At 40.4% G+C, this 23,213-nt stretch carries 20 protein-coding genes; 7 read left to right on the plus strand and 13 right to left on the minus strand.

Going from position 1 to position 23,213, the window contains the following annotated elements; genetic code table 11:
* Positions 1-371 precede the first annotated feature (371 nt).
* From lipA to leuS, 13 genes are all read right to left on the minus strand, one after another.
* Positions 372-1,340: a lipoyl synthase gene (gene lipA / locus ESZ39_RS05640; protein ID WP_146878862.1), complete on the minus strand. Its 969-nt coding sequence runs from the start codon at positions 1,338-1,340 to the stop codon at positions 372-374.
* Positions 1,330-1,992, minus strand: a complete 663-nt coding sequence (lipB, locus tag ESZ39_RS05645) for a lipoyl(octanoyl) transferase LipB (RefSeq protein WP_146878864.1) — start codon at positions 1,990-1,992, stop codon at positions 1,330-1,332. The genes lipA and lipB overlap by 11 nt, the downstream gene beginning before the upstream one ends.
* A 71-nt stretch (positions 1,993-2,063) precedes the next feature.
* A complete protein-coding gene (gene ybeD / locus ESZ39_RS05650) occupies positions 2,064-2,327 on the minus strand; it encodes a DUF493 family protein YbeD (protein WP_146878866.1) in 264 nt (87 codons plus the stop codon).
* Between the two features lie 487 nt (positions 2,328-2,814).
* Positions 2,815-4,002, minus strand: a complete 1,188-nt coding sequence (locus ESZ39_RS05655) for a serine hydrolase (RefSeq protein WP_146878868.1) — start codon at positions 4,000-4,002, stop codon at positions 2,815-2,817.
* A 184-nt stretch (positions 4,003-4,186) separates the two neighbouring features.
* Positions 4,187-5,104, minus strand: a complete 918-nt coding sequence (locus ESZ39_RS05660; RefSeq protein WP_146878870.1) for a septal ring lytic transglycosylase RlpA family protein — start codon at positions 5,102-5,104, stop codon at positions 4,187-4,189.
* 73 nt (positions 5,105-5,177) lie between these two features.
* Positions 5,178-6,293: a rod shape-determining protein RodA gene (gene rodA / locus ESZ39_RS05665; protein ID WP_223270252.1), complete on the minus strand. Its 1,116-nt coding sequence runs from the start codon at positions 6,291-6,293 to the stop codon at positions 5,178-5,180.
* Entirely contained in the window at positions 6,293-8,272 is a 1,980-nt protein-coding gene (mrdA, locus tag ESZ39_RS05670) for a penicillin-binding protein 2 (protein ID WP_146878873.1), read from the minus strand. Before mrdA ends, rodA begins: the two co-directional genes overlap by 1 nt.
* 3 nt (positions 8,273-8,275) lie before the next feature.
* A complete protein-coding gene (gene rlmH, locus ESZ39_RS05675) occupies positions 8,276-8,746 on the minus strand; it encodes a 23S rRNA (pseudouridine(1915)-N(3))-methyltransferase RlmH (RefSeq protein WP_146878875.1) in 471 nt (156 codons plus the stop codon).
* A gap of 11 nt (positions 8,747-8,757) precedes the next feature.
* Positions 8,758-9,075, minus strand: coding sequence for a ribosome silencing factor (gene rsfS, locus ESZ39_RS05680; protein WP_223270253.1), 318 nt, complete (start codon positions 9,073-9,075; stop codon positions 8,758-8,760).
* Between the two features lie 180 nt (positions 9,076-9,255).
* Entirely contained in the window at positions 9,256-9,915 is a 660-nt protein-coding gene (nadD, locus tag ESZ39_RS05685; protein ID WP_146878879.1) for a nicotinate-nucleotide adenylyltransferase, read from the minus strand.
* A complete protein-coding gene (holA, locus tag ESZ39_RS05690) occupies positions 9,902-10,945 on the minus strand; it encodes a DNA polymerase III subunit delta (protein ID WP_146878881.1) in 1,044 nt (347 codons plus the stop codon). Before holA ends, nadD begins: the two co-directional genes overlap by 14 nt.
* A gap of 10 nt (positions 10,946-10,955) precedes the next feature.
* Entirely contained in the window at positions 10,956-11,462 is a 507-nt protein-coding gene (lptE, locus tag ESZ39_RS05695) for an LPS assembly lipoprotein LptE (protein ID WP_146878882.1), read from the minus strand.
* Positions 11,463-11,571: 109 nt separating this feature from the next.
* Positions 11,572-14,163: a leucine--tRNA ligase gene (gene leuS, locus ESZ39_RS05700; RefSeq protein ID WP_146878885.1), complete on the minus strand. Its 2,592-nt coding sequence runs from the start codon at positions 14,161-14,163 to the stop codon at positions 11,572-11,574.
* Between the two features lie 319 nt (positions 14,164-14,482).
* Between leuS and ESZ39_RS05705 the strand changes: the two genes are divergently transcribed.
* The 7 genes from ESZ39_RS05705 to nuoF all read left to right on the plus strand — a co-directional run bounded on the left by ESZ39_RS05705 (position 14,483) and on the right by nuoF (position 23,212).
* Entirely contained in the window at positions 14,483-14,971 is a 489-nt protein-coding gene (locus tag ESZ39_RS05705) for a zinc ribbon-containing protein (protein ID WP_223270254.1), read from the plus strand.
* 127 nt (positions 14,972-15,098) lie between these two features.
* Positions 15,099-17,489 carry a Lon protease family protein gene (locus ESZ39_RS05710; protein WP_146878887.1) on the plus strand — a complete coding sequence of 797 codons (2,391 nt, stop codon included), beginning with the start codon at positions 15,099-15,101 and terminating at the stop codon, positions 17,487-17,489.
* A 660-nt stretch (positions 17,490-18,149) separates the two neighbouring features.
* The gene (gene ndhC / locus ESZ39_RS05715) at positions 18,150-18,653 is read left to right on the plus strand and encodes an NADH-quinone oxidoreductase subunit A (RefSeq protein WP_223270255.1); all 504 of its coding nucleotides are present in this window, start codon (positions 18,150-18,152) and stop codon (positions 18,651-18,653) included.
* Between the two features lie 47 nt (positions 18,654-18,700).
* Positions 18,701-19,291, plus strand: coding sequence for a NuoB/complex I 20 kDa subunit family protein (locus ESZ39_RS05720; RefSeq protein WP_411266858.1), 591 nt, complete (start codon positions 18,701-18,703; stop codon positions 19,289-19,291).
* A gap of 111 nt (positions 19,292-19,402) precedes the next feature.
* Positions 19,403-21,202, plus strand: a complete 1,800-nt coding sequence (nuoC, locus tag ESZ39_RS05725) for an NADH-quinone oxidoreductase subunit C/D (protein ID WP_223270256.1) — start codon at positions 19,403-19,405, stop codon at positions 21,200-21,202.
* Positions 21,203-21,303: 101 nt separating this feature from the next.
* Entirely contained in the window at positions 21,304-21,828 is a 525-nt protein-coding gene (nuoE, locus tag ESZ39_RS05730; protein ID WP_146878891.1) for an NADH-quinone oxidoreductase subunit NuoE, read from the plus strand.
* A complete protein-coding gene (gene nuoF / locus ESZ39_RS05735; protein ID WP_146878893.1) occupies positions 21,821-23,212 on the plus strand; it encodes an NADH-quinone oxidoreductase subunit NuoF in 1,392 nt (463 codons plus the stop codon). Before nuoE ends, nuoF begins: the two co-directional genes overlap by 8 nt.
* Position 23,213 lies beyond the last annotated feature (1 nt).

The following is a 23,213-nucleotide window of genomic DNA, read 5'->3' on the forward strand; positions in this document are numbered from 1 at the left end:
GAAAACCAGTCCAGCGTTGCATACATGGATGTATGTACTTAGGTTTTGTCTGGAACAAAAAACCTGTGCACTACTTGATAAGGTTCCTACATGGATGTAGGACATTAGGGTAACGCAGGAGCAGTTACCGAGAATAACCATTACCTTCGTATCGCGCCTTGATCTGATTTCCTAGCTTAACTCTGAAACTGCATCTTGAAGTGGAACGGGTATATAGCAATCCCATTAAGTTATTGCTCACTTGTACTAGTTAAAATAGCTCAAGGCTGTGTTGCTCTCAATCCCAATAGCCAGCTATTGCTCAATCGAGCGCCTTACCTTGAGTTATTTTTCCTGCGCACAACAAGATCACAAACTTAATGGAACTGGTATTATTTTACTTCTTCACCAGCAGCTTGTTTGTCAGCATGGTAGCTAGAACGCACGAGTGGGCCACATGCTGCGTGATCAAAGCCCATTTTGTCTGCTTCACGTTTAAACATAGCAAAGTCATCTGGGTGAACGTAACGCTCGACCGGTAAATGATGTTTACTCGGTTGTAAGTATTGGCCAATAGTTAGCATGGTAACGCCATGAGCACGTAAGTCCCGCATCACTTGAATAATTTCTTCGTTAGTTTCACCTAAGCCGACCATTAAACCTGATTTAGTCGGTACACTTGGGTTGGCCTCACCAAATTTTTTCAATAGATCTAACGACCATTGGTAGTTAGCGCCTGGGCGAGCTTTAGTATATAAACGCGGTGCGGTTTCGAGGTTGTGATTGAAGGTACCAGGTGGATGGGTATTTAAAATTTCTAAAGCGCGATCCATGCGGCCACGAAAATCAGGGACTAAAATTTCTACTTTAGTCTGTGGTGAATGCTCGGCAATTTCGGTAATACAATCAACAAATTGTTGTGCGCCGCCATCACGAAGGTCATCACGGTCAACAGAAGTGATTACCACGTATTTCAGCTTCATGTCTTTTAGCGTTAAGGCTAATTTGCGTGGCTCTTCTTTATTTACCGCCATTGGGCGGCCATGGCCAACATCACAAAATGGACAACGACGGGTACAAATATCACCCAAAATCATAAAAGTTGCTGTGCCGTTATTAAAACATTCTGATAAATTTGGGCATGACGCTTCTTCACAAACCGAATGTAAATTATGTTTACGTAATGCTGCTTTTATACCATCAATACGCTCTGAACTTTTTGGCAGTTTAATGCGTAACCAACTAGGTTTTCTTAGCATAGTTTCGCGCTCAGAAGTCATAACCTTAATAGGAATATGCGCCATTTTTTCGGCATCGCGTAGTTTAGTGCCTGGGGTAATTTGTGATGATTTAGTGGTCATGTATTATTTCCAATCCCGTTTGATAAGATAAATGCTGGGTGTTTAATAACTCACTTAGGTGTTTTACCAATGAGTCACCCGCTTGATCTACTGTGGCAGGGCCCTGTAAATCGATTGTTTGTATCATTTCTAAGCCTTGGTAACCGCAGGGGTTAATGCGTAGAAATGGTGATAAGTCCATATTAACATTTAATGCCAAACCATGAAAAGAGCAGCCTTTACGTACTCGCAATCCCAAAGAGGCAATTTTTTTATTTTCGACATAAACACCGGGTGCGTCAGGCTTTGCTGTTGCCGTAATGCCAAAATCTGCCATTGCGGCTACGATGCCATCTTCAATTAGCGTAACCAGTGCTCTTATGCCCATTTTTCTGCGGCGTAGATTGATCATAAAGTAGACCACTTGTTGGCCAGGGCCGTGATAAGTAACTTGTCCACCTCGATCCACTTTTACCACGGGTATATCTCCAGGCATAAGTAGGTGCTCATCTTTACCTGCTTGCCCTTGAGTAAATACTGGTGGATGCTCCACCAGCCAAAGTTCGTCAGCGGTATTTTCATCTCGATTATCGGTGAAATTTTTCATGGCATGCCAAACTTCGACATAGTCGAGGTTATTCAGTTGCCGAATAATCAATGTGTTTTTCAAAATACATCTCTATAGATTTTATTACAGGTATTATAGCCAAATAATAATGGGAATACACCGGATAAGTAGTAGGGTCAAAGTACGTAACGTACTTGCTCAATGGCATTCAAGGTTTTATATATTGTTTCAATATGTGCTTTACTGGTAACGGTAACAACCACTGAAATTGAATGATAATTTCCTTTCGAGCTTGGTTTTACCTTTGGTGCATAATCACCAGGCGTATGCTTTTGCAACTCACCAACAACTAAGTCTGGCAACTCGTCACACGCTATACCCATAACTTTAAAGTTTAGTACGGTGGGGAAATCTAATAATTCATCAAATTTAGTATTCATTTTTTTCTCTTAATCGGTAAAAAACCAATATGCTGTAGCTATTTTAATCATGGCTAGCATATTCGAGTTAGTGGTAAATAAACCAATCCATGTGGTAATAATTTAAGCGGCTGAATGTGCCAATTGGTGATATTTTAACACTATTTGCTACGAATGTGACTAGTCGAGGCTAGTTATTGGCTATAAATGAGGGGGAGAGTAACTAATATCAACGTTTGATGGTAATTTTATTTTCTAATACATCCAAATAAAAGCAGAAAACTTAGCCTAGGCTAAGTTTTCTGTGCAAGTAATACCAATCCCATTAAGTTATTGCTCACTTGTACTAGTTAAAATAGCTCAAGGCTGTGTTGCTCTCAATCCCAATAGCCAGCTATTGCTCAATCGAGCGCCTTACCTTGATTTATTTTTCCTGCGCACAACAAGATCACAAACTTAATGGAACTGGTATAATAGTGTCGCAGGGCCCACAAAACAGTGATGAAGATTAGTTAATAAATTGAAGTTTTACATAGTCCATCAATTTATTAAACAGGCTGCCTTCTTGAACTTCTTGCAGGGTTACTAATGGGTATTGAGCAATATCTTCACCGTCGAGTTGTAAAAACAATTTGCCGACCACTTCACCTTTTTGCAGCGGCGCTGTGAGTTGCTTGTCTAATTCAAAATTCGCCTGTAAGTTTTTGCGTTGACCACGAGGAATGGTAATTGGGGTATTAACCATAATACCTAAATCAACTTCTTTGCTATCGCCCATCCACACTCTATCACTAACAAATTTTTCACCCGCCTTATATGGCGTATATGTTTCGTAAAAACGGAAACCGTAGTTCAGTAGCTTTTTACTCTCTACTTTACGAGCGCGCTCGCTGTCTGTACCCATAACGACACTAACTAGGCGCATATCACCTTTAGTGGCTGAGGTGACTAAACTATAGCCTGCTTGCGAGGTATGACCGGTTTTTAAACCGTCAACATTCATACTTTTATCCCACAATAAACTATTGCGGTTATATTGTTTAATATTGTTATAAGTAAAAGATTTTTGGCGATACAACTTGTATTCATCGGGTACATCGCGAATAAGGGCAATGGCCAGTGTTGCCATATCACGCGCTGTGGTTTTATGTTCTTTACTGTCTAAGCCATGGCTGTTTTCAAAAAAGCTACTGTACATGCCTAATTGTTCAGCGTGGGCATTCATTAATTGGGCAAATGCACCTTCACTACCGGCAATATGTTCAGCCATAGCCACACAGGCGTCATTTCCTGATGCAACGATAATACCTTGATTTAGCAGGCTTACTGATACTTCCGTACCGACCTCAATAAACATTTTTGATGATTCGGGGAAATTTTTTGCCCAAGCTTTTTCGCTAATTCTAACCGGATCATCATTATTGATATTACCATTTTCGAGCTCTTTACCTATGATGTAACTGGTCATCATTTTGGTTAAGCTCGCCGGAGCAAGTAAGATATCAGCATTACTTTCTGTAATAACTTTACCGGTGGCATAATCTATTAAAATGTGGCCTTTAGCACTTACTTCGGGAGCGGGTGGGATAATAGTTTGTGCATGAGAAAGGCAGCAAACACTTAATAATACAGAGCCTAAAATAGTTAGTAATTTTATCGGTTTTTTAGGTACTCGAGTAACCTTGATTTGGGGCATAATTGTCCTACAGCGCTGTCATTTAATGGAGATTATAAAAATTTTATGCAGTATAACATTTTTTATTTCTAATTCTAATCAGCTCTACCATCAATTTGTTACCCTTGATGAATTATGCTGATTTTTTGTATACTTTAAGTTGCAGTAAGTTATTTTTCATTAAAAAGAAAAAAAAAGAATAAAGTTATTGGCGGATAAAAGCTTTAGGGTAACCATCGGCTTTAATCGCTAACAATAATCTTGCTAAGTCATCACTGCGCTTTATCGGACCAACGAGAACACGAAAAATTCCATTTATTTGTTCTAATTGGCTATTTATTTGATATTGCTTCATTAACGCTTTAGCAAGTTTGGTCGCTTGAGTCTGACTCTTACTAGCAAATACCTGAATATATTGTGTTGTAGCCAAAACGTCTAATGGTGATGCTGTTGCTGTTACGAGCTCAAATTTTCTTTTTATTATTGTTTTAGCCATAGTTGAAACCGTTGTTTCTAGCAAAGGCGTAATTTTTTCTGTGTTATTTACTGAGCGTGGACTTTCTTCCTGAAGTTGGGCTAAACCATTAAGCGTAAAGTCGGTTATTGCTGTAATGGTCACATTGGCAGTACCTGTTTCTAACATATCGAGCTTATAGGCGGCACTGTATGACAAATCGACAATGCGGCTTTGATGAAAAGGACCGCGGTCATTAACTCTAACAATTACTGATAGCCCATTGCTATTATTAACAACTCTTAAATAACTCGGTAAAGGTAAGTTCTTATGGGCGGCACTCATGGCATACATATCGTAAATTTCACCATTAGAAGTTAAGTGACCATGGAATTTTCGGCCATACCAAGAGGCTGTTCCGGCTTGGCTAAAATCTTCTGCACTGTTTAATACTTGATAGTTTTCACCGCGTACTTGATAGTCTTTATTACCACCATGGCTAAATGCTTCAGCTCGCGGCGTAGCATCATGAAGTTCGCTAGCGGTAGGTAAGCGGGTTGGCGTACTGTCATTTTTTTGTTGGTAGCGACCATAGTTAGCGCTACAAGCCGAGACAAGTATTATCAGTACACATAGGTAAATGTGTTGGGTGATTTTTAGTTTCGCCATAAATATCAGTAGACTCTATTATTATTTACATCAGTCATTTATTAGGTGATTTTTTCATCTGCCATTACTTTTGTTAGATATTAAATCGTCTATGAGTGCTTACTGCCATAAGCATGCCAAATCCTGCCATTAATGTCACCATCGAAGTTCCGCCGTAGCTAATTAAAGGTAGGGGTACACCAACCACAGGCAATAAACCTGAGACCATACCGATATTAACAAAGATATAAACAAAAAATGTCAGGGTTAAGCTGCCAGCCAAAAGTTTAGTAAAGGCATGCTGAGCATTAACCGCAATCCATAAACCGCGCATAACAATGGCCAAATATACGGTTAACAATAAGCCGACGCCAATTAAGCCAAACTCTTCACTAAATACGGCAAAAATAAAGTCAGTATGGCGCTCAGGTAAAAACTCTAGTTGCGATTGTGTACCTTGTAACCAGCCTTTACCATTTATACCACCAGAGCCGATGGCAATTTTAGATTGAATAATATGGTAGCCTGAGCCGAGGGGATCTTGTTCAGGATTTAAAAATGTTAGCACTCTTTGTTTTTGATAAGGTTTCATCAAAAACATCCATAAGACTGGCGCAAATGCAGACGCTAAGCCAACACAGGCCCCGATAAGCTTCCAACTGGCACCAGCAAGAAATATAACAAATATACCTGAGCTTGCGATCAGTAAAGACGTGCCTAAATCTGGTTGTCTAGCAATCAGTAAGGTAGGTATTAAGACTAAAATAAAGGCGATAATTATTTTAGATATTTTGATTGGTAAATCGTATTGACTAACATACCAAGCGATCATAATAGGCATGACAAGTTTCATAATTTCAGAGGGTTGGAATTTAGTGAAACCAAGATCTAACCAACGTTGAGCACCTTTGCCAATATGGCCAAATAGTAGTACGGCACTTAACAACATTAAGCCAATAATGAATACAGGTACCGCCCATCTTCGATAAGACAAGGGCGGAATTTGCGCGACAATAAACATCACAAATAGTGCTAGGCCGACACGCTTTGCATGTCTTATTAGCACGGCAGACTCTTGTCCACCGGCACTATAGACGACAAATAACCCTAGTGTTAGTAAAGCTAAAAGGCCCATTAATAATGGCAAGTCAATATGTAATCGTTGCCATAAAGTACGCTGTTGATGTTGATCATGTCCAGTATTACGCACTAAGGATTACCTGCTGAATTTTTGATGTTTTGTTGAAAGTCGCTGCTATGATGTGGATGCTTGCGTGGGTCTTTACTGACAATTTCGCGATCACCAAAATACTGATCCATAATCTGGCGTGCCACGGGTCCAGCGTTTGCGCCACCACCACCTTCGGCGACATTTTCTATCGCAACCGCAATCACTATCTCAGGCTTCTCAAACGGAGCAAAAGCAATAAACATGGCATTGTCGCGTTTACTTTCTTTAACTTTACTCGCATCATATTCTTCACCTTGCTCGATGTTAGCGGTTTGTGCGGAGCCGGTTTTACCTGCTGCATCATATTTACTGCCTTTAAATGCGGCATAGCCGGTCGCGCCAAAATTTTGCACGGTATTATGTAAACCGTCTAAAACCAGATCCCAGCTATGTTGGTCTTTCAGGACAATAGGTTGTTTTTCATCAACAACATATTCAGTAATAATGGTTTGCCCTGTGCTAGTATCTTTGTCGTTAGTAACTACTTCAGTGCTTGCTTTTAATAAGTGTGGCACCTTAATCTCACCCTTGTTGACTAAAATGGATAAGGCTTGTGATAATTGCAGTGGCGTGACTGACCAATAACTTTGACCAATACCTACTGATAGGGTTTCACCAGTATACCAAGGTTTATTATAACGGGCTCTTTTCCATGCAATACTGGGCATAATTGCACGACTTTCTTCATGCAGATCAATACCGGTATATTCACCGAAGCCAAATTTTCTCATCATTTGACTAATGCGGGTAATGCCCAATTTATAGGCTAAATCGTAGTAAAAAACATTACAAGATTGCTCTAGCGACTTAGTTAAATTGACTTTGCCATGGCCCCATTTTTTCCAATCACGTCGTTTAGTTTCTATACCGGGGAGTTGATAAAAACCCGGATCATAAATTTCTGTTTCCGGCGTAATCACCCCCGCGTCTAAACCGGTAATGGCTAACAAGGGTTTAATTGTTGAAGCGGGTGGATAACCTTGTAATGTTCTGTTAAGTAAGGGTTTATTACTTTGTGGAGCTAGAAGTTTTTTATATTTTTTGCTGCTAATGCCATGCACAAACAGATTGCCATCAAAACTTGGGTTTGAATACATCGCGAGTACACCACCGTCTCTTGGGTCGATGGCGACAATCGCGCCACGTTTACCCGAAAGTGCCCGTTTTGCGATCATTTGTAGCTCAATATCCAAGGTTAAGGTTAGGTCTTTACCTGGGATTGGTGGGGTAAAGTCTAAGGTACGAATGATCCGACCTTGATTATTAATTTCAACTTCTTGGTGGCCAATGGTGCCGTGTAAAATATCTTGGTAATAGCGTTCTAATCCGCGCTTACCAATATTACGCGTAGCGGCATAGTTTTCAGCTAAGCCTTGCTGTTCTAACGCGAGTGAGTCTCTGCCATTAATACGTGCGACATAGCCAAGCGAATGGGTAGTTAATTCAGCAAAAGGATAATAACGCTTTAAACGCGCATCAATAAAAAAACCAGGAAATTTATGCTGATTGACCGAAAATAAGGCGACCTGTTGCTCGCTTAAACGTGAGTAAAGCTCTATCGGTTTAAAGCGACGTTTACTTTTCATCGCTTGAAGTAGTTTGTCTTGTTTTTCTTGGCTTATATCTAATAGTTGACTAACTTCTGACAAGCGTTTTTTAATGTCATTTACTTGCTCGGGGATCACTTCTAAACTGTAAACAGGGGTATTGTCAGCCAGTAAAACACCGTTTCTATCGTAGATTAAGCCTCGATTAGGGGCGACAGGTAAAAGTTTAATACGGTTGGAGTTCGAGCGTGTTTGGTATTTTTCATAGGAGCTAACTTGAAGATTATAAATATTACTAAATAGCACCAATGAAAGTACGATGATAGCTATAAAGGTGATAAAAGTACGGCGGGCAAATAAATTGGCTTCAGCGCTATGATTTCTAATAACAACACGTTTTTTGGCTGCCATTATTTATTCCCTATGATAAGGGTGATTATTATTGATTGACCAAGCACGATAAAGGCTTTCAGCGACAACAATTCGAACCATAGGGTGTGGTAAAGTCAGTGGTGATAACGACCACTTTTGCTCAGATGCCTGAATGCAAGCGGGGGCTAAACCTTCAGGCCCACCCACTAAGAGTGCAACATCTCGGCCATCTATATGCCAGCGTTCCAGTTGCTTGGCAAGATCAGGTGTCGTCCAGGGCTTGCCTTCTACTTCTAACGTAACAATGCGATTACCCTTTGGAATAGCCGCTAGGATTTGCTCACCTTCTTTTTCAAGAATGCGGGCAATATCTGCATTTTTACCGCGTTTGCCCGGTGAGATCTCCACTAGATGGAAACTCATATCACGAGGGAATCTGCGGCAATATTCGCTAAACCCTTGGCTAACCCAAGTGGGCATTTTATTACCAACGGCATATAAGGTAATGCGCATTGTTGTTTAGACTACTGCCATAGTTGTTCTAGTTGATAACGCTCGCGAGTTTCATCAGTCATCACATGCACAACAACATCACCTAAGTCGACTAAAGACCATTCACCAATATCATTTCCTTCAACACCTAAGGCTTCAATACCGGCAGCACGGCATTCAATGGTGAGTGATTGGGCAATGGAAATAACGTGGCGTTTTGAGTTACCAGAGCAAACTAACATGTAGTCAGTGAAACTCGATTTTGTAGCTACTTCTAATGTAACGATATCGCGGCCTTTCATATCTTCGATTTTTTCGGTAACAAAAGTAATTAGGTCTGAACTTTGCAAAGTGGGATCTCTATAATTAACAACAATAATCGGCGATAATAGCATTATTTTGTTTGTCAGTTAACCATCTAATGCAGTAAATAGCCGTTTTTTTGCACAACAATTGATTTATTTCACTTAACCTCTATCAAATAATACAAAATGAGTGATTTGGATGCGATTATTGAGCAAGTAATGACGTTATTGGTAAAGCTTATGTTGCTCTATATAATCATGTACACACTGAGGTAGGTATTGACTGGCGTTTAAACCGGCTTTAATTTTTGCTCTTATTGTTGTCGATGAAATATCCACAGGGCTACTTTCATGGATAAGTATTTGTCCTGTTTGTCGGCGCTGTAATTGCGCAAGACTATAAATTAAACGCGACGTTAGTGCTGGCTCAAGTGCCGCTTCTAACGCTAGGTGCGGGTAACCTGGGCGAATATTAACCACTAAGTTACATAAGGTGAGAATGTCTTGCCAGCGGTGCCATTTTGTAAATGATAAGAGTGAGTCCATACCCATAATAAAATATAAATCTGCCTTAGGTTGCTCAGCTTTTATTTGCTGCAAGGTATCGACAGTATATGAGCGGCTTTGACGCTTGAGTTCACGATCATCAAGGGTAAATAACTGACTTTCATCACAGACTAAAGCCACCATTTTAGCACGCTGTTTGGCATTGGCATGGGTGCTGGTTTTATGTGGCGGTATATGGGCAGGAATTAAATGTAATTGTTTTGCGCCTAACCAGTGTGCAGTTTCTTGGGCAGGTAAGATGTGACCGAGATGAATAGGGTCGAAGGTACCGCCAAGTAACGCGATAAGCTTTGGCGTTTTTTGGTTAGTTATACTCATAATCTAAACTGAAATGTTGACTGATGTTATTGTGAAATAAGCTGATAAAAACATCACTGAGCAGAATAAAAGCGTTAAAGTCGCTACTGGTTTTACTGAGTAAATCTACTTGCGCTAACCTCGCTAAAGCTTGTTCAGCATTGCTTAAACTTATATTGTTTAAGGCATGTTGATATAAGGGTTTTTTCTTATCCCAAATACGATACTGCTTAAAAATGTCGTTAATACGGCTGCCTTGTTCTATTTGTTCTAACATGGCATAAAGCTGACTAATTTCTTTGTGAACCACCCAGACTAATTGGCCAAATGCGCTGCCATCATGCTGCATTTGATCTAACATAGATAAGCACTTTTTAAGGTCGCCAATAAGCAAGGTGTCGATCAGTTGAAACGGATTAAATCTTGCCTGTTTAATTAAAAGTTGCTCTGCCTCTTCAATACTCACCGGTTGTTGTGAGAATAATATCGATAGTTTTTGCAACTCTTGGGCTAATGCCGGTAAATTACCTTCAAATAATTCTGTCATTAAATTAATTACATCGTCAGGTAAGCTTAATTGTAACTGCCGAGCTTGATTGCTCAGCCATTGTTTTAATTGTTTACCTTCAATATCGTATAAAGGCACAAAGCAACCGGCAGCTTCTAAGGCTTTGAACCATTTGCGCTTTTGTGTGGCAGCGTCAAGTTTAGGACCATGAAATATCAGTTGAATATCTTGATGTAACAGGCTGAGTAATTGCGCTACACCTTTTGCGCCATTATCGCCAATTTTACCGGTGGTAAACTCCACTTCTATAATACGCAATGACGAAAACAAACTCATTGACTGATACTCTTGAAATAGCTCATCCCAATTAAATTTATCGTCAATGCTAAAGCGAATAACTTCGTCAAACCCCTGTTTTTTCGCGCTAGTTTTAATTTGTTCTAAAGCGTTATTTTTTTGCCATGGCTCATCACCAAAGACTAACCATATCGGTTTAAAGCCTTGTGTTAAGGTTTTTTCAAGATGATTATGATAGATGCGCATGTGAAGTTACCTACAGCTGAATACTAGCCATGTCACGTAAAATTTTATTGGCAGCTTCTTTACGCATTTCTCGTAGCATTAACGATAATTCGCGACTTTTTGCTAGTGCAATATCAGGATCATCTTGATAATCACGATTAAGCTCAAAGCGAAAACTTTGAATATCTTGTCCGGGAATTAACACTTGATAACGTACGGTATAAATAAGCTCGTATTCTGCTACTTGACCATTGGGGAAAACCGATAGGGTTCTTCGGTCTAAATTGTCTCGCAATATACGCATTTGCGGAATATTTTTTTCGCTTTGTCGTACTAAAGTAACATCATTAATGGTTAAGTGCTGCTTAACTAAACGGGTAAGTTCACCATATTGATCAACCGAGCTAAATATAATAGTTTGTAGCTCAGGCGCTAATAAATAATTGCCGCGTAGTTGAAAGCCACAACCATTTAACATCATCAAGATAATGCTAAAAGATAAGAGTTTACTTACTCGACGAATTATTAATGGCTGCATAAGGTGTTCACTTTTAATAGGTAAAATTCAATCAGTGCATAGCCAATAAGCTTTAGCTATGCACTTTTAACGCACTGTTTTGATTAATTTATCGTAACAATAGAAGCTATTAATTAGCCACAATATTCAATAGTTTACCTGGTACATAAATCACTTTACGTACGGTTTTACCGTCAATGAATTTGCTAACATTGATATCATTAAAACCGATTTCTTCAACCGCTTCTTTGCTTGCATCGGCTGAAACGGTAATTTTAGCACGCAATTTACCGTTAACTTGTACAATAATAAGCTTTTCATCTTCCACTAAAGCGCTGGGGTCAACTACCGGCCATGCTGTATTTTCAACTGGCTTACCATCGCCAATTATGTGCCATAAATGATGACTTAAATGTGGCACAATAGGCGTTAGCATTAATACCACCGCACGAATAGCCTCATGCATAATCACCCGATCTTCAGTGCTGGCAATACTTGCTTTACCTAAATGGTTCATTAATTCCATAATGGCGGCAATAGCGGTGTTAAAGGTGTTGCGACGACCAATATCATCACTGACTTTAGCAATAGTTTTATGCAATTCTAGGCGGAGTGACTTTTGCGCTGAGTTAAGCGTTAAGTTGGTAATGTTAGGTGCTGCTGTTGACACTTCTGCCGCTTGAGTAAAGTCATAGGTAAGTTTCCAAACCCGCTTTAAGAATCGATGTGCACCTTCGACACCGGCATCACACCATTCTAATGTTTGCTCTGGTGGTGAGGTGAACATGATAAATAATCGTACGGTATCTGCGCCATATAAATTAATTACTGCTTGTGGATCAATGCCGTTATTTTTTGATTTTGACATTTTGCTCATACCAGCAGAAATGACCGGTTTGCCATCTAATTTACTGATAGCAGAAGTGACTTGGCCTTTTTCATCACGCTCAACGTCAACATCTGTCGGTGCAATCCAATCTTGACCACCATTGTCTGCTTCACGATAATAAGTGTCAGCTAAGACCATGCCTTGGCAGAGTAACTTTTTAAAAGGTTCGTTAGATGTTACTAAGCCAGCATCACGTAATAATTTATGGAAAAAACGCGCATAAAGTAAATGTAAGATAGCATGCTCAATGCCGCCGATGTATTGATCAACCGGCAACCAATAATTAGCTTTGGCTGGATCTAACATTTGTGTGTCATCGTTTGGTGAACAATAACGCGCGTAATACCATGATGATTCCATAAAGGTATCAAAAGTATCGGTTTCGCGAAATGCTTCTTCACCATTGTATGTGGTTTTCGCCCATTCAGGGTTGTCTTTAATGGGCGAGGTTACGCCATTCATCACGACATCTTCGGGCAGCTCAACAGGTAATTGATCTGCTGGAACTGGTACAGACTCACCATTGGCTAAATGCATCATGGGGATTGGCGTACCCCAATAACGTTGACGAGAAACACCCCAGTCACGTAAGCGATAATTTACCGTTACTTTACCTTTGTTTTCACTAATTAATTGCTCTGAAATAGCTTTAAAGGCCTCTTCAAAACTTAAACCGTCGAATTCGCCTGAGTTAACTAAAACATTTTTTTCAGTAATCGCCGCTTTTGTAACGTCATCGCTTTCATTGCTGGCAATAACTTGTTTAATCTCTAAACCATACTTAGTAGCGAATTCCCAGTCGCGTTGGTCGTGACCCGGTACCGACATAACGGCACCTGAACCATAATCCATTAGCACGAAATTTGCTGCCCAAACTGGCACTATTTCACCGCTAATAGGGTGTAGTGCTTTTAAGCCAGTATCAACGCCTTTTTTCTCCATTGTTGCCATATCGGCTTCAGTAGATTTATTGGTTTTACAGCCTTGAATAAAGGCCGCTAATTCTGGATTATTTTCAGCCGCAGCTAGCGCTAATGGATGCTGTGCAGCTAATGCGACATAGGTAACACCCATTAAGGTGTCAGGGCGCGTGGTGTAAATATCGAAGCTTTCTGCAGAGTCGACAACTTGAAAGGTCATGTCTACACCTTCAGAGCGACCAATCCAGTTACGTTGCATGGTTTTAACTTGTTCAGGCCAATCGGTTAATTGGTCTAAGTCGTTAATTAACTCTTCAGCATAAGCGGTAATTTTAATGAACCACTGCGGGATTTCTTTGCGCTCAACTAGTGCGCCAGAGCGCCAACCACGACCGTCAATTACTTGCTCGTTAGCTAATACGGTTTGATCAACAGGATCCCAATTCACCGTGGCATTTTTCTTATACACTAAGCCTTTTTCATATAGCTGAGTGAAGAACCATTGTTCCCAACGGTAATAATCTTTTTTACAAGTCGCTAATTCACGACTCCAGTCGTAACCAAAACCTAATGACTTTAATTGGTTACGCATATAATCAATATTTTCATAAGTCCACTTTGCCGGCGCAGAATTATTTTTAATTGCCGCATTTTCAGCAGGCAAACCAAAAGCGTCCCAACCCATAGGTTGCATTACGTTTTTGCCTAGCATACGTTGGTAACGAGAAATTACATCACCTAAACTGTAGTTACGCACGTGGCCCATATGAAGTCGGCCACTTGGGTATGGAAACATCGCCAAGCAATAAAACTTTTCTTTTCCTGGTAACTCTTCAGCTTTGAAGGTGTCGTTATCAGTCCAAAATTTCTGAACGTCGGCTTCAATTGATTGGGGATTGTAAATGGATTCCATTAAGATTTCTCAAGCACGCTTAAATAAGAGCATCAACCCACTTGTTTGACAATTTTATCTTGATAAAATTTGTCATGTTAAGGTCAGGTTTTAGCGATAAAAATATTCTTGATAGGATACCTTATCTCTAGCCATTGCGACAAGTTAAAGCAGGGCTATGCGGAAATTTTCTCTAGATAATCTAAAAATATCTCGCATTAACAGCTAAATAACTGATAAAAGCCACTTTAGTCGTGGTTATGTGCTTTAATAAAATGCTAATGGGTGAGGTTATCGTCTCGATAAGTAGACCAATAAGTGATTTTTAAATGAGGGAAGCATGATGAAAAAACAGCAATCTCAAATTCAAGAGCTTTATCAAAAGTTACAAACATGGCTGGAAGATACTAAGGAGAATGAAATTCGCTCGGCTGTTGAATTACTCGAACAAGCGAAAAAAATATTGCTTGCTGCTGAGCAAATTCCTGAGCAGCAAGTTAAACAGTTTATCGCTAACCTTAAGTACGATCTTGGGGATTTTTATCAGCAATATCAAGCAGACATTAAGCATTCAATTTACCTAGACTTACTCAATGAAAACCTTTGGGCAAGTTTGGCGCAAATTACCGATAAGTCACAAGTCGAATGGACTGAGTTGATGGATGATTTTCAACATCAAGATGGCTACCATGTCGGTGATTATGTTGGTTTTGGCCGGTTACAATGCCGAACCTGCCGACATTGTGTGACCTATAGTCATCCCAATGTGGTCACGGATTGCATTAGCTGTGGTGGTAAAGATTTTAATCGCTTGAGTTTAACGCCATAAAACAACTTTTTTTTAATAGTTTTTCTTATATTATTTTGCTGTTCAGTAGGGTGTCGCTGTACACTGTGTTTACTGTAGCCGTATTTAGTTCACGTGATATAAAAATCGCATTCCCGAGAGATCTTCTATGACCAATGTGTCAACAAATGCACGCCTTAAACCTTGCCAATTAACCGCAGATTTAACGGTTAAACAATTTGCTAATGCCACAACAAGCTCAGAAGTCGAACAAGTATTTATCGGCCATGAAAGAGCGAAAGAAGCGCTCACTTTTGGTTTGTCGATCGATGCACCAGGTTTTAATGTTTACGCCATGGGCGAGCATGGTACCGGGCGTCAAACCCTGATCAAGCAAATGTTAGCCACGACAGCCAGCCAAGAACCCACACCTGATGAATGGTGTTATATCAACAATTTTGATGACCCAAACTCTCCATATAGACTTTATGTTAGCCCAGGTGATGGTAAGCAATTACTTACTCGGATGAATACCTTTATTGATGAGCTAATGGATTTGTTTCCAGAAATTTTTGATAACCCAGGTTATCAAAGGCAAAAAGCGGCTATCGATCGTGACTTTAATAAAAAATATGATCAAGCGATTACTGACGTTGAAAAGGCGGCATTAAAAGATGACGTGGTGTTGTTTGAAGAGCATGGCGAAATAGGCTTTTCACCACTAGTCAAAGGTAAGCGACTTAATGATAAAGAGTTTGCACAATTAAATGAACCAAAGCGTGCTGACTTTTATGTTTTATTGGCCAAGTTAGAAGATTTACTTTCTGAAAAATTGATTGAATTACCGCAATGGAAACGTATTTCTTCTGACAAGTTACGTAAGTTAAAGCGTGAAACTGCGGCCCAAAGTATTCAACCCTTTTTGCAAGAATTAGAGACAGAATTCGCTAGTAATACCGGCGTTCAGAAATACTTAGCTAAAGTTAAAGCGCACGTTGTTGATGCTGTTTTAGAGTTACTGGTTGATGAAAGTAACGAGGCGCCTAATGACAAAGATATGCGTAAATTGATGGTGGAACGCTTTTTACCTAACTTACTGGTGACCCGTAAAGCCGATGAAGGTGCACCGGTTATTTATGAACAGAATCCGACCTTTCAAAATTTATTTGGTCATGTAGATTTTGGTAGTTTTCAAGGCAGCAGTTACACCAGTTACCGCTTAATAAGACCCGGTGCACTGCATAAAGCCAATGGCGGTTACATCTTACTTGAAGCAGATAAACTCTTGACCCAACCTTTAGTTTGGGCGCGTTTAAAGCTAGCGTTAAAGTCGCAGCAAATTACTATTGAAAATCCGCATTCAGAATATGCACAACCGGGCGCCTTTAGCTTACAGCCGGAAGCAATCCCATTAAACGTCAAAGTGATCTTGCTGGGCGACCCTGAAATTTATTATACCTTACAAGATTATGATCAAGAGTTTACCGAGTTATTTCGGGTCTTGGCAGATTTTGATCGTCACTTAGAAAAAAGTCAAAATAACCTCAATGACTACGCCAGTTTAATTCGCCAACGCGCCCATCGTAACCATTATCCAGAAGTGACAAATGAAGCGGTACTCGAGTTAGTTAAATATGCGCTGAGACGCGCTGAACACCAGCATAAAATATCGGCTAATATTGTGCAGGTTAATGACTTATTAGACGAAGCTTTTTATTTATGGCAGCGATTAGATGGAAAAAATGGCCTGTGTGGTAAGCATGTGACTATGGCATTAGCGGCCAAACAACGACGTACTGGCCGCATGAGTGAAGCTTGGTTAGACGAAATTAAAGAGCGTCAGTTACTTATTGATACCGAAGGCGGACAAATAGGTAAAATTAATGGCCTAACCGTGTTAGAGATTGGTGATAGTGTTTTTGGCACGCCAGCTCGTATAACAGCGACCGTATATGCCGGTAGCCAAGGGGTGACAGATATTGAACGTGAAGTGGATTTAGGCAAGTCTATTCACTCAAAAGGCGTGTTGATTTTAACCGGTTATTTGGGCCACAAGTATGGACAGAAATTTCCAGTGACCATTTCTGCTAACATTGTTATTGAGCAATCTTATGGTCATATCGATGGTGACAGTGCCTCAATGGCTGAGCTTTGCGTGTTAATGTCTGCCATCGCTAAATTACCGATAAATCAAGGTATCGCAATAACAGGCTCAATGAATCAACATGGCGAAGTGCAATCTATTGGTGGCGTTAATGAAAAAATAGAAGGCTTTTATCGCCTCTGCAAAGACAAAGGCTTAACGGGTGAGCAAGGTGTTATTATACCTAAAACCAATACCATTAATTTGATGTTGGCACCTGAGGTTATTCAGGCAGTAGCCGATGGCCAGTTTGCCATTTATGCAGTCGATAATATTGATCAAGCGATAGAGATTTTAATGGCGCAACCCGCGGGAGCAATCACTCGAACCGGTCGTTATCCAAAAAAATCAATACATGGCATGGTGCTGGATAAATTATCAGCGTTTTCAGAGCTCATTAATGGTGCTGAAGAATAAGCTCAAAATATAAGCTCAAAAGATAAACAGTCCTGAATAATTAACCGCAAATTCCATCCTATAAATAAACACGGCAAGCGCCGTGTTTATTGCTTTTTACCCTATCTAAAACTTTAAAATGTAAATATTTGCTTAAAAAACAAGCATTACTTGAATTCTTCTCTATACTCAAATTATCAACAATATTTTTCATCGTAACATTTTGCAAAGCACACTCGCAGAATTTGATGATGGAAATATTGTTTAAATTATACTTAATTAGACTTAATTATAGGTGCTATCTTATACCAGTTCCATTAAGTTTGTGATCTTGTTGTGCGCAGGAAAAATAATTCAAGGTAAGGCGATCGATTGAGCAATAGCTGGCTATTGGGAGTGAGAGCAACACAGCATTGAGCTATTTTAACTAGTACAAGTGAGCAATAATTTAATGGGATTGGTATTAGTAGGATTTATAAAGAGAGAGGGTTAGCGAAAGCGGCTAATACCAATAACAACAATAATAAGTAAATGCAGCGAGTTAAGGTTATTAACAGGTAATAACGAGCTCCCTATAAGGTCAGGAGTTTAACCTGCCAACATACATTTCTTGTGTGCTCATCTACTTAGTTGTTAATTTGCTATGAATTTTAGTCACACTAAAACAAGTGAAGGGGCTTTGTGGAAACATCCGATCAAATAACACAAGTGTGGCCAATTGCGGCTTACTTTATTATCTTGGCTGGTATGCTCATTGTGATGATGCTGCTATCACATTTTCTTGGTCCCAAAGGTAAACAGCGAGCTAAAGACAGCCCTTATGAATCCGGCATTATTTCCGTCTCCGACAACAAAACCCGCTTTACTAATCACTTCTTTTTATATGCCATTTTCTTTGTCATTTTTGATTTAGAAACCATTTATCTTTTTGCTTGGGTTATTGCTTTTGATGAGGTGGGTTGGCCAGGTTTTATCGAAGCCAGTATTTTCATTACGGTATTACTGGCAGCATTAATTTATTTAGTTCGCATTGGCGCATTAGCGTTAACCCATCGCCATCAACCTTTTAGAGCAAGGCAACTGCAACGCTTACAACAAGCTGAAAGTCAGCCAGCTCAACAAAGCCTTTTTGATAAAGTTATTTCTGATAAAACTATTTCTGATAAAAATAAGGGACAGCAATAATGGAATGGTCACTAACCAAAGCAAAACTAGATGACGCAATGGGGGCAATGAAGGGCGTTTCTGAAGCAGAATTAAAGCGCAGTGTTCTTTTCGCTAGGCTTGATGACATGGTGAACTGGGGGCGAAAAAACTCCATCTGGCCGTTTAATTTTGGTTTAAGTTGTTGTTATGTCGAAATGGCAACGAGCTTTACCTCACGACATGACATTGCCCGCTTTGGCGCTGAGGTAATTCGTGCAACCCCAAGACAAGCCGACTTAATGGTGATTTCAGGTACTTGCTTTCGAAAAATGGCGCCAGTAATTCAACACCTTTATGAACAATTATTAGAACCTCGTTGGATTATCTCAATGGGTTCGTGTGCTAATTCTGGCGGTATGTACGACATTTATAGTGTTGTGCAAGGGGTTGATAAATTTATCCCAGTTGATGTCTATGTGCCGGGATGTCCGCCAAGGCCAGAAGCTTTACTTGAAGGCTTATTGTTGTTGCAAACCAAAATACAACATCAACCACGACCATTAAGTTGGGCGGTTGGCGAACAGCAAGTCAGTGAAATTGGTAAACCGTCATTACGTGATATTAAACACCAAGAGCGCATTCAAGTGACAAATTTAGATTCACCCGATCACATTTAAGCGGCTTTTGCCTTATTTTAATAGTTGAAGCTTTAATAAGTGAAGTTTTAATAAAGTGAAAACACAATAAAGCAAACTAATAATAAAAATGGCGAGAGTGAAGGGAAGTTAATGGCAATACAAGTAGATATGAAAGCGAGTAATGATTGGCAGATGCTGCAAGCTGTGCCTTTACTCGATGAAATTATTGCCCTTTCACCTAAGCTTAATTTACAACCAGTCAGTGCTGTCGAAAACATTGTCGACGATATTCCTTCCTATTGGTTAGAAAAAAACCAGTTAATGAAATTGATGCAAGTGTTAAAGCAAGAATTAGCTCAGCCATTTGATATGTGTTTTGATCTTACCGCTATCGATGAAAGCGAGCGAGAGCACCAATCATTATTATCACAAGCCTTTACGGTCAGCTACCATTTACGCTCTTATCAACGTAACCAAGATATTCGCATTAAAGTTGCCCTGAACACCAAAGATAAAACCTTAGAGAGTGTTTGTAGTTTATGGCCAAATGCCAATTGGTACGAACGAGAAGTGTGGGATATGTTTGGTATTGTTTTTGAAAATCATCCGCATTTAAGCCGTATTTTAATGCCAGATACTTGGCAAGGACATCCGTTACTGAAAACCCACCCAGCGCGCGCTACAGAAATGGATCCGTTCACTTTACCGCCTTATCAACAAGACAAAGAACAAGCCGCACTGCAGTTTAACCCCGAAGCTTGGGGTATGAAGCGACAAAGCAAAGATAGTGATTTTATGTTCTTAAACCTTGGGCCTAATCACCCAAGTGTGCATGGTGCTTTTCGTATTGTGTTACAAATGGAAGGCGAAGAAATTGTCGATTGTGTGCCAGATATTGGTTACCACCACCGCGGCGCTGAAAAAATGGGCGAGCGACAATCTTGGCATAGTTACATTCCTTATACCGACCGCATTGATTACCTTGGCGGCGTAATGAATAACTTTCCGTATGTGATGGCGGTTGAAAAGCTGGCGGGTATTACCGTGCCGGATCGCGCGAAAGTTATTCGTATTATGACCGCAGAAATGTTCCGCATTCTTAGCCACCTGCTATTTTACGGCACCTTCGCGCAAGATCTTGGCGCACTTTCACCTATTTTTTATATGTTTATCGACCGGGAAAAACTCTTTGGCATTATTGAAGCCTTTACCGGTGCGCGCATGCATCCAAGTTGGTTCCGCATTGGCGGTGTCGCGCAAGACCTACCAAAAGGTTGGCAGGGCTTAGTACGTGATTACGTTAACTATCTACCTAAGCGTCTTGATGAATATGAAAAAATGGTCATGCAAAATTCAATTTTTAAGCAACGCACGGTTGGTATTGGCGCTTACTCAACACAAGAAGCCATTGACTGGGGCGTAACTGGCCCAGGTTTAAGAGCAACGGGATTTTCATGGGATCTACGTAAGCAACGGCCTTATGGTGGTTATGATCAATTGGATTTTGAAGTACCGCTTGGTCACAACGGTGATTGCTATGATCGTTGTCGGGTTCGAGTAGAAGAAATGCGTCAGAGTATTCGTATAATTGAACAGTGCCTGAACAATATGCCCGAAGGACCCTATAAAGCTGAACATCCGCAAACCACACCACCATTAAAAGATCGCACCATGCGTGATATTGATACCTTAATACCGCATTTTCTCAATGTTTCATGGGGGCCAGTGATCCCCGCAGGTGAAGTATCTATCAGCGTTGAAGCCACGAAAGGCATTATGGCTTATCACTTGATCAGTGACGGCAGCACCATGAGTTATCGCACGCGTATTCGCACCCCCAGCTTTCCCCATTTACAAATGTTGCCATTAATTAGTAAGGGTCAGATGGTGGCGGATCTTATCGCCACATTGGGCAGTGTTGATTATGTGATGGCAGATGTTGATCGATAAACGATTAATATTGCCCAAAGGCATTAGATTCAATATTGGAAAAATATAGCTGAGCAAATAACTTAGAAAATAACGGTATTAAAGCAAATAAAGAGATAGTGATGGAAACAATCGACATAACGACAATTGATTATCAACATTATTTAACGGCAACTGAAATTGCTGCTATTGAGCATGAGGCCAGTATTATGGAAACTCGTGAGGCCGCCGGTATTGAAGCACTTAAAGTTGTACAAGCACACCGTGGTTGGATCAGTGATGAAAGTCTTTTTGCTATTAGTGACTTGTTAGCTGTGCCCATTGCTCAGTTAGAAGGCGTAGCGACTTTCTATAATTTAATTTACCGACAACCTGTTGGTCAAAATGTTATCCACTTATGTGACAGCATTGCTTGTCATTTAACTGGCTTAGACTCAGTGCTTGCCGCGATTAAGCAGTACTTAAACATCGACTATGGCCAAACAACAGTAGATGGCAAATTCACACTGCTTTCAAATGCTTGTTTAGGCAGTTGTGATAAAGCACCCGCGATGATGATAGGCACCGAGCATTACCAGCACTTAAGCCCAGAAAGCGCCGTTGATATCTTGCAACAGCTTGCGGTTAAGGGAGAAGTTAATGGCTGAACAAATATCCAATAATCCCCTAAAGCCGTTAACCCAATGGGTGAATTTACAACAGCCATTGTCATTTGATGATTATTGCCAAGCTGGCGGTTATCAAGGGGCAAAAGTAGCGCTACAACATTCACCAAAAGAAGTGCTAGACATTGTTAAAAATTCAGGCTTAAAAGGACGGGGTGGTGCCGGTTTCCCCACCGGCATGAAATGGAGTTTTGTGCCTATGTTTGAAGAGGGCGATGAAGATGCGCCTGATAATAAGTATTTAGTCGCCAATGCCGATGAAATGGAACCAGGCACATTTAAAGACAGATTATTGCTCGAAGGTGTGCCGCATCAATTAGTTGAAGCTATGATTATTGCGGCTTACACCATAGGCGCGAACAAAGCTTATATTTTTCTGCGCGGTGAATATCATTTAGCAGCAAAGCGTTTACAACAAGCCATTGACCAAGCCTACCAAAATAATTGGCTAGGTGAAAAAATTCAAGGTAGCGCATATTCAATAGATTTATATGTCCATTGTAGTGCCGGTCGCTATATTTGTGGTGAAGAAACCGCGTTAATAAATGCGCTGGAAGGCAAGCGAGCAATCCCTAGAGCTAAGCCGCCATTTCCGCAAGTTAGTGGTTTATTTGGCAAACCTACCATAGTGAACAATGTTGAGACCTTGTGTAATCTGCCGCATATATTAAAAAATGGTATTGAATGGTTTCAGGCCATTGCTCCTAACAGTGATGCCGGCAGTAAAATTTATGGTGCTTGTGGGCGGGTAAAAAATCCGGGCTTGTGGGAGTTACCTATGGGGCCGACCTTGCGTGAGGTGCTATACGACTATGCAGGTGGTATGCAAGATGGCCTGCAATTTAGAGGTTTACTGCCCGGCGGCGCTTCTACTGATTTTCTTGTTGAAGAGCATTTAGATACGCCAATGGACTTTGACTCTATCGCTAAAGTGGGTAGTCGTTTAGGCACAGGTGGCTTGATTGTTTTAGACGATAAAAACTGTCCGGTAGCTATGGTGTTAAATTTGATGCGCTTTTTTGCTCAAGAATCTTGCGGTTGGTGTACGCCTTGTCGAGATGGCACGCCTTGGGCAGTGGAAGTACTCACACGCATTGAACAAGGCCGAGGCAAAATACAAGATTTAGACACTTTAGCTAAGCTCTGTGATTTCATGTGGATAGGTAAAACCCATTGTGCACTAGCGCCCGGGGCAGTCGAACCGTTAAGAAGCGCTTTAAAATATTTTCATGATGATTTCTTGCAACATATTGAGCATGGTTGTTGTCATTATAATCCGTCAATGACAGCTAAACGCACTCACGTATCACAAACTCATTCATCTCAGTCAATTAAGTCACCTCTTTCACCAAAGGCAGGGCAGTAAT

Origin of the sequence: Colwellia sp. C1TZA3 (assembly GCF_007954265.1) — a bacterium.
Lineage (GTDB): Bacteria > Pseudomonadota > Gammaproteobacteria > Enterobacterales > Alteromonadaceae > Cognaticolwellia.

Coding starts and splice junctions, on each gene's coding strand:
- nadD (WP_146878879.1), bottom strand. CDS start 9,915: ATGAGTATAACTAACCAAAAAACGCCAAAGCTTATCGCGTTACTTGGC.
- lipA (WP_146878862.1), bottom strand. CDS start 1,340: ATGACCACTAAATCATCACAAATTACCCCAGGCACTAAACTACGCGAT.
- nuoE (WP_146878891.1), top strand. CDS start 21,304: ATGGAAACAATCGACATAACGACAATTGATTATCAACATTATTTAACG.
- ESZ39_RS05710 (WP_146878887.1), top strand. CDS start 15,099: ATGACCAATGTGTCAACAAATGCACGCCTTAAACCTTGCCAATTAACC.
- ESZ39_RS05705 (WP_223270254.1), top strand. CDS start 14,483: ATGATGAAAAAACAGCAATCTCAAATTCAAGAGCTTTATCAAAAGTTA.
- nuoF (WP_146878893.1), top strand. CDS start 21,821: ATGGCTGAACAAATATCCAATAATCCCCTAAAGCCGTTAACCCAATGG.
- leuS (WP_146878885.1), bottom strand. CDS start 14,163: ATGGAATCCATTTACAATCCCCAATCAATTGAAGCCGACGTTCAGAAA.
- holA (WP_146878881.1), bottom strand. CDS start 10,945: ATGCGCATCTATCATAATCATCTTGAAAAAACCTTAACACAAGGCTTT.
- ESZ39_RS05660 (WP_146878870.1), bottom strand. CDS start 5,104: ATGGCGAAACTAAAAATCACCCAACACATTTACCTATGTGTACTGATA.
- ybeD (WP_146878866.1), bottom strand. CDS start 2,327: ATGAATACTAAATTTGATGAATTATTAGATTTCCCCACCGTACTAAAC.
- rlmH (WP_146878875.1), bottom strand. CDS start 8,746: ATGCGCATTACCTTATATGCCGTTGGTAATAAAATGCCCACTTGGGTT.
- mrdA (WP_146878873.1), bottom strand. CDS start 8,272: ATGGCAGCCAAAAAACGTGTTGTTATTAGAAATCATAGCGCTGAAGCC.
- ESZ39_RS05655 (WP_146878868.1), bottom strand. CDS start 4,002: ATGCCCCAAATCAAGGTTACTCGAGTACCTAAAAAACCGATAAAATTA.
- ESZ39_RS05720 (WP_411266858.1), top strand. CDS start 18,701: ATGAAGGGCGTTTCTGAAGCAGAATTAAAGCGCAGTGTTCTTTTCGCT.
- nuoC (WP_223270256.1), top strand. CDS start 19,403: ATGGCAATACAAGTAGATATGAAAGCGAGTAATGATTGGCAGATGCTG.
- lptE (WP_146878882.1), bottom strand. CDS start 11,462: ATGCAGCCATTAATAATTCGTCGAGTAAGTAAACTCTTATCTTTTAGC.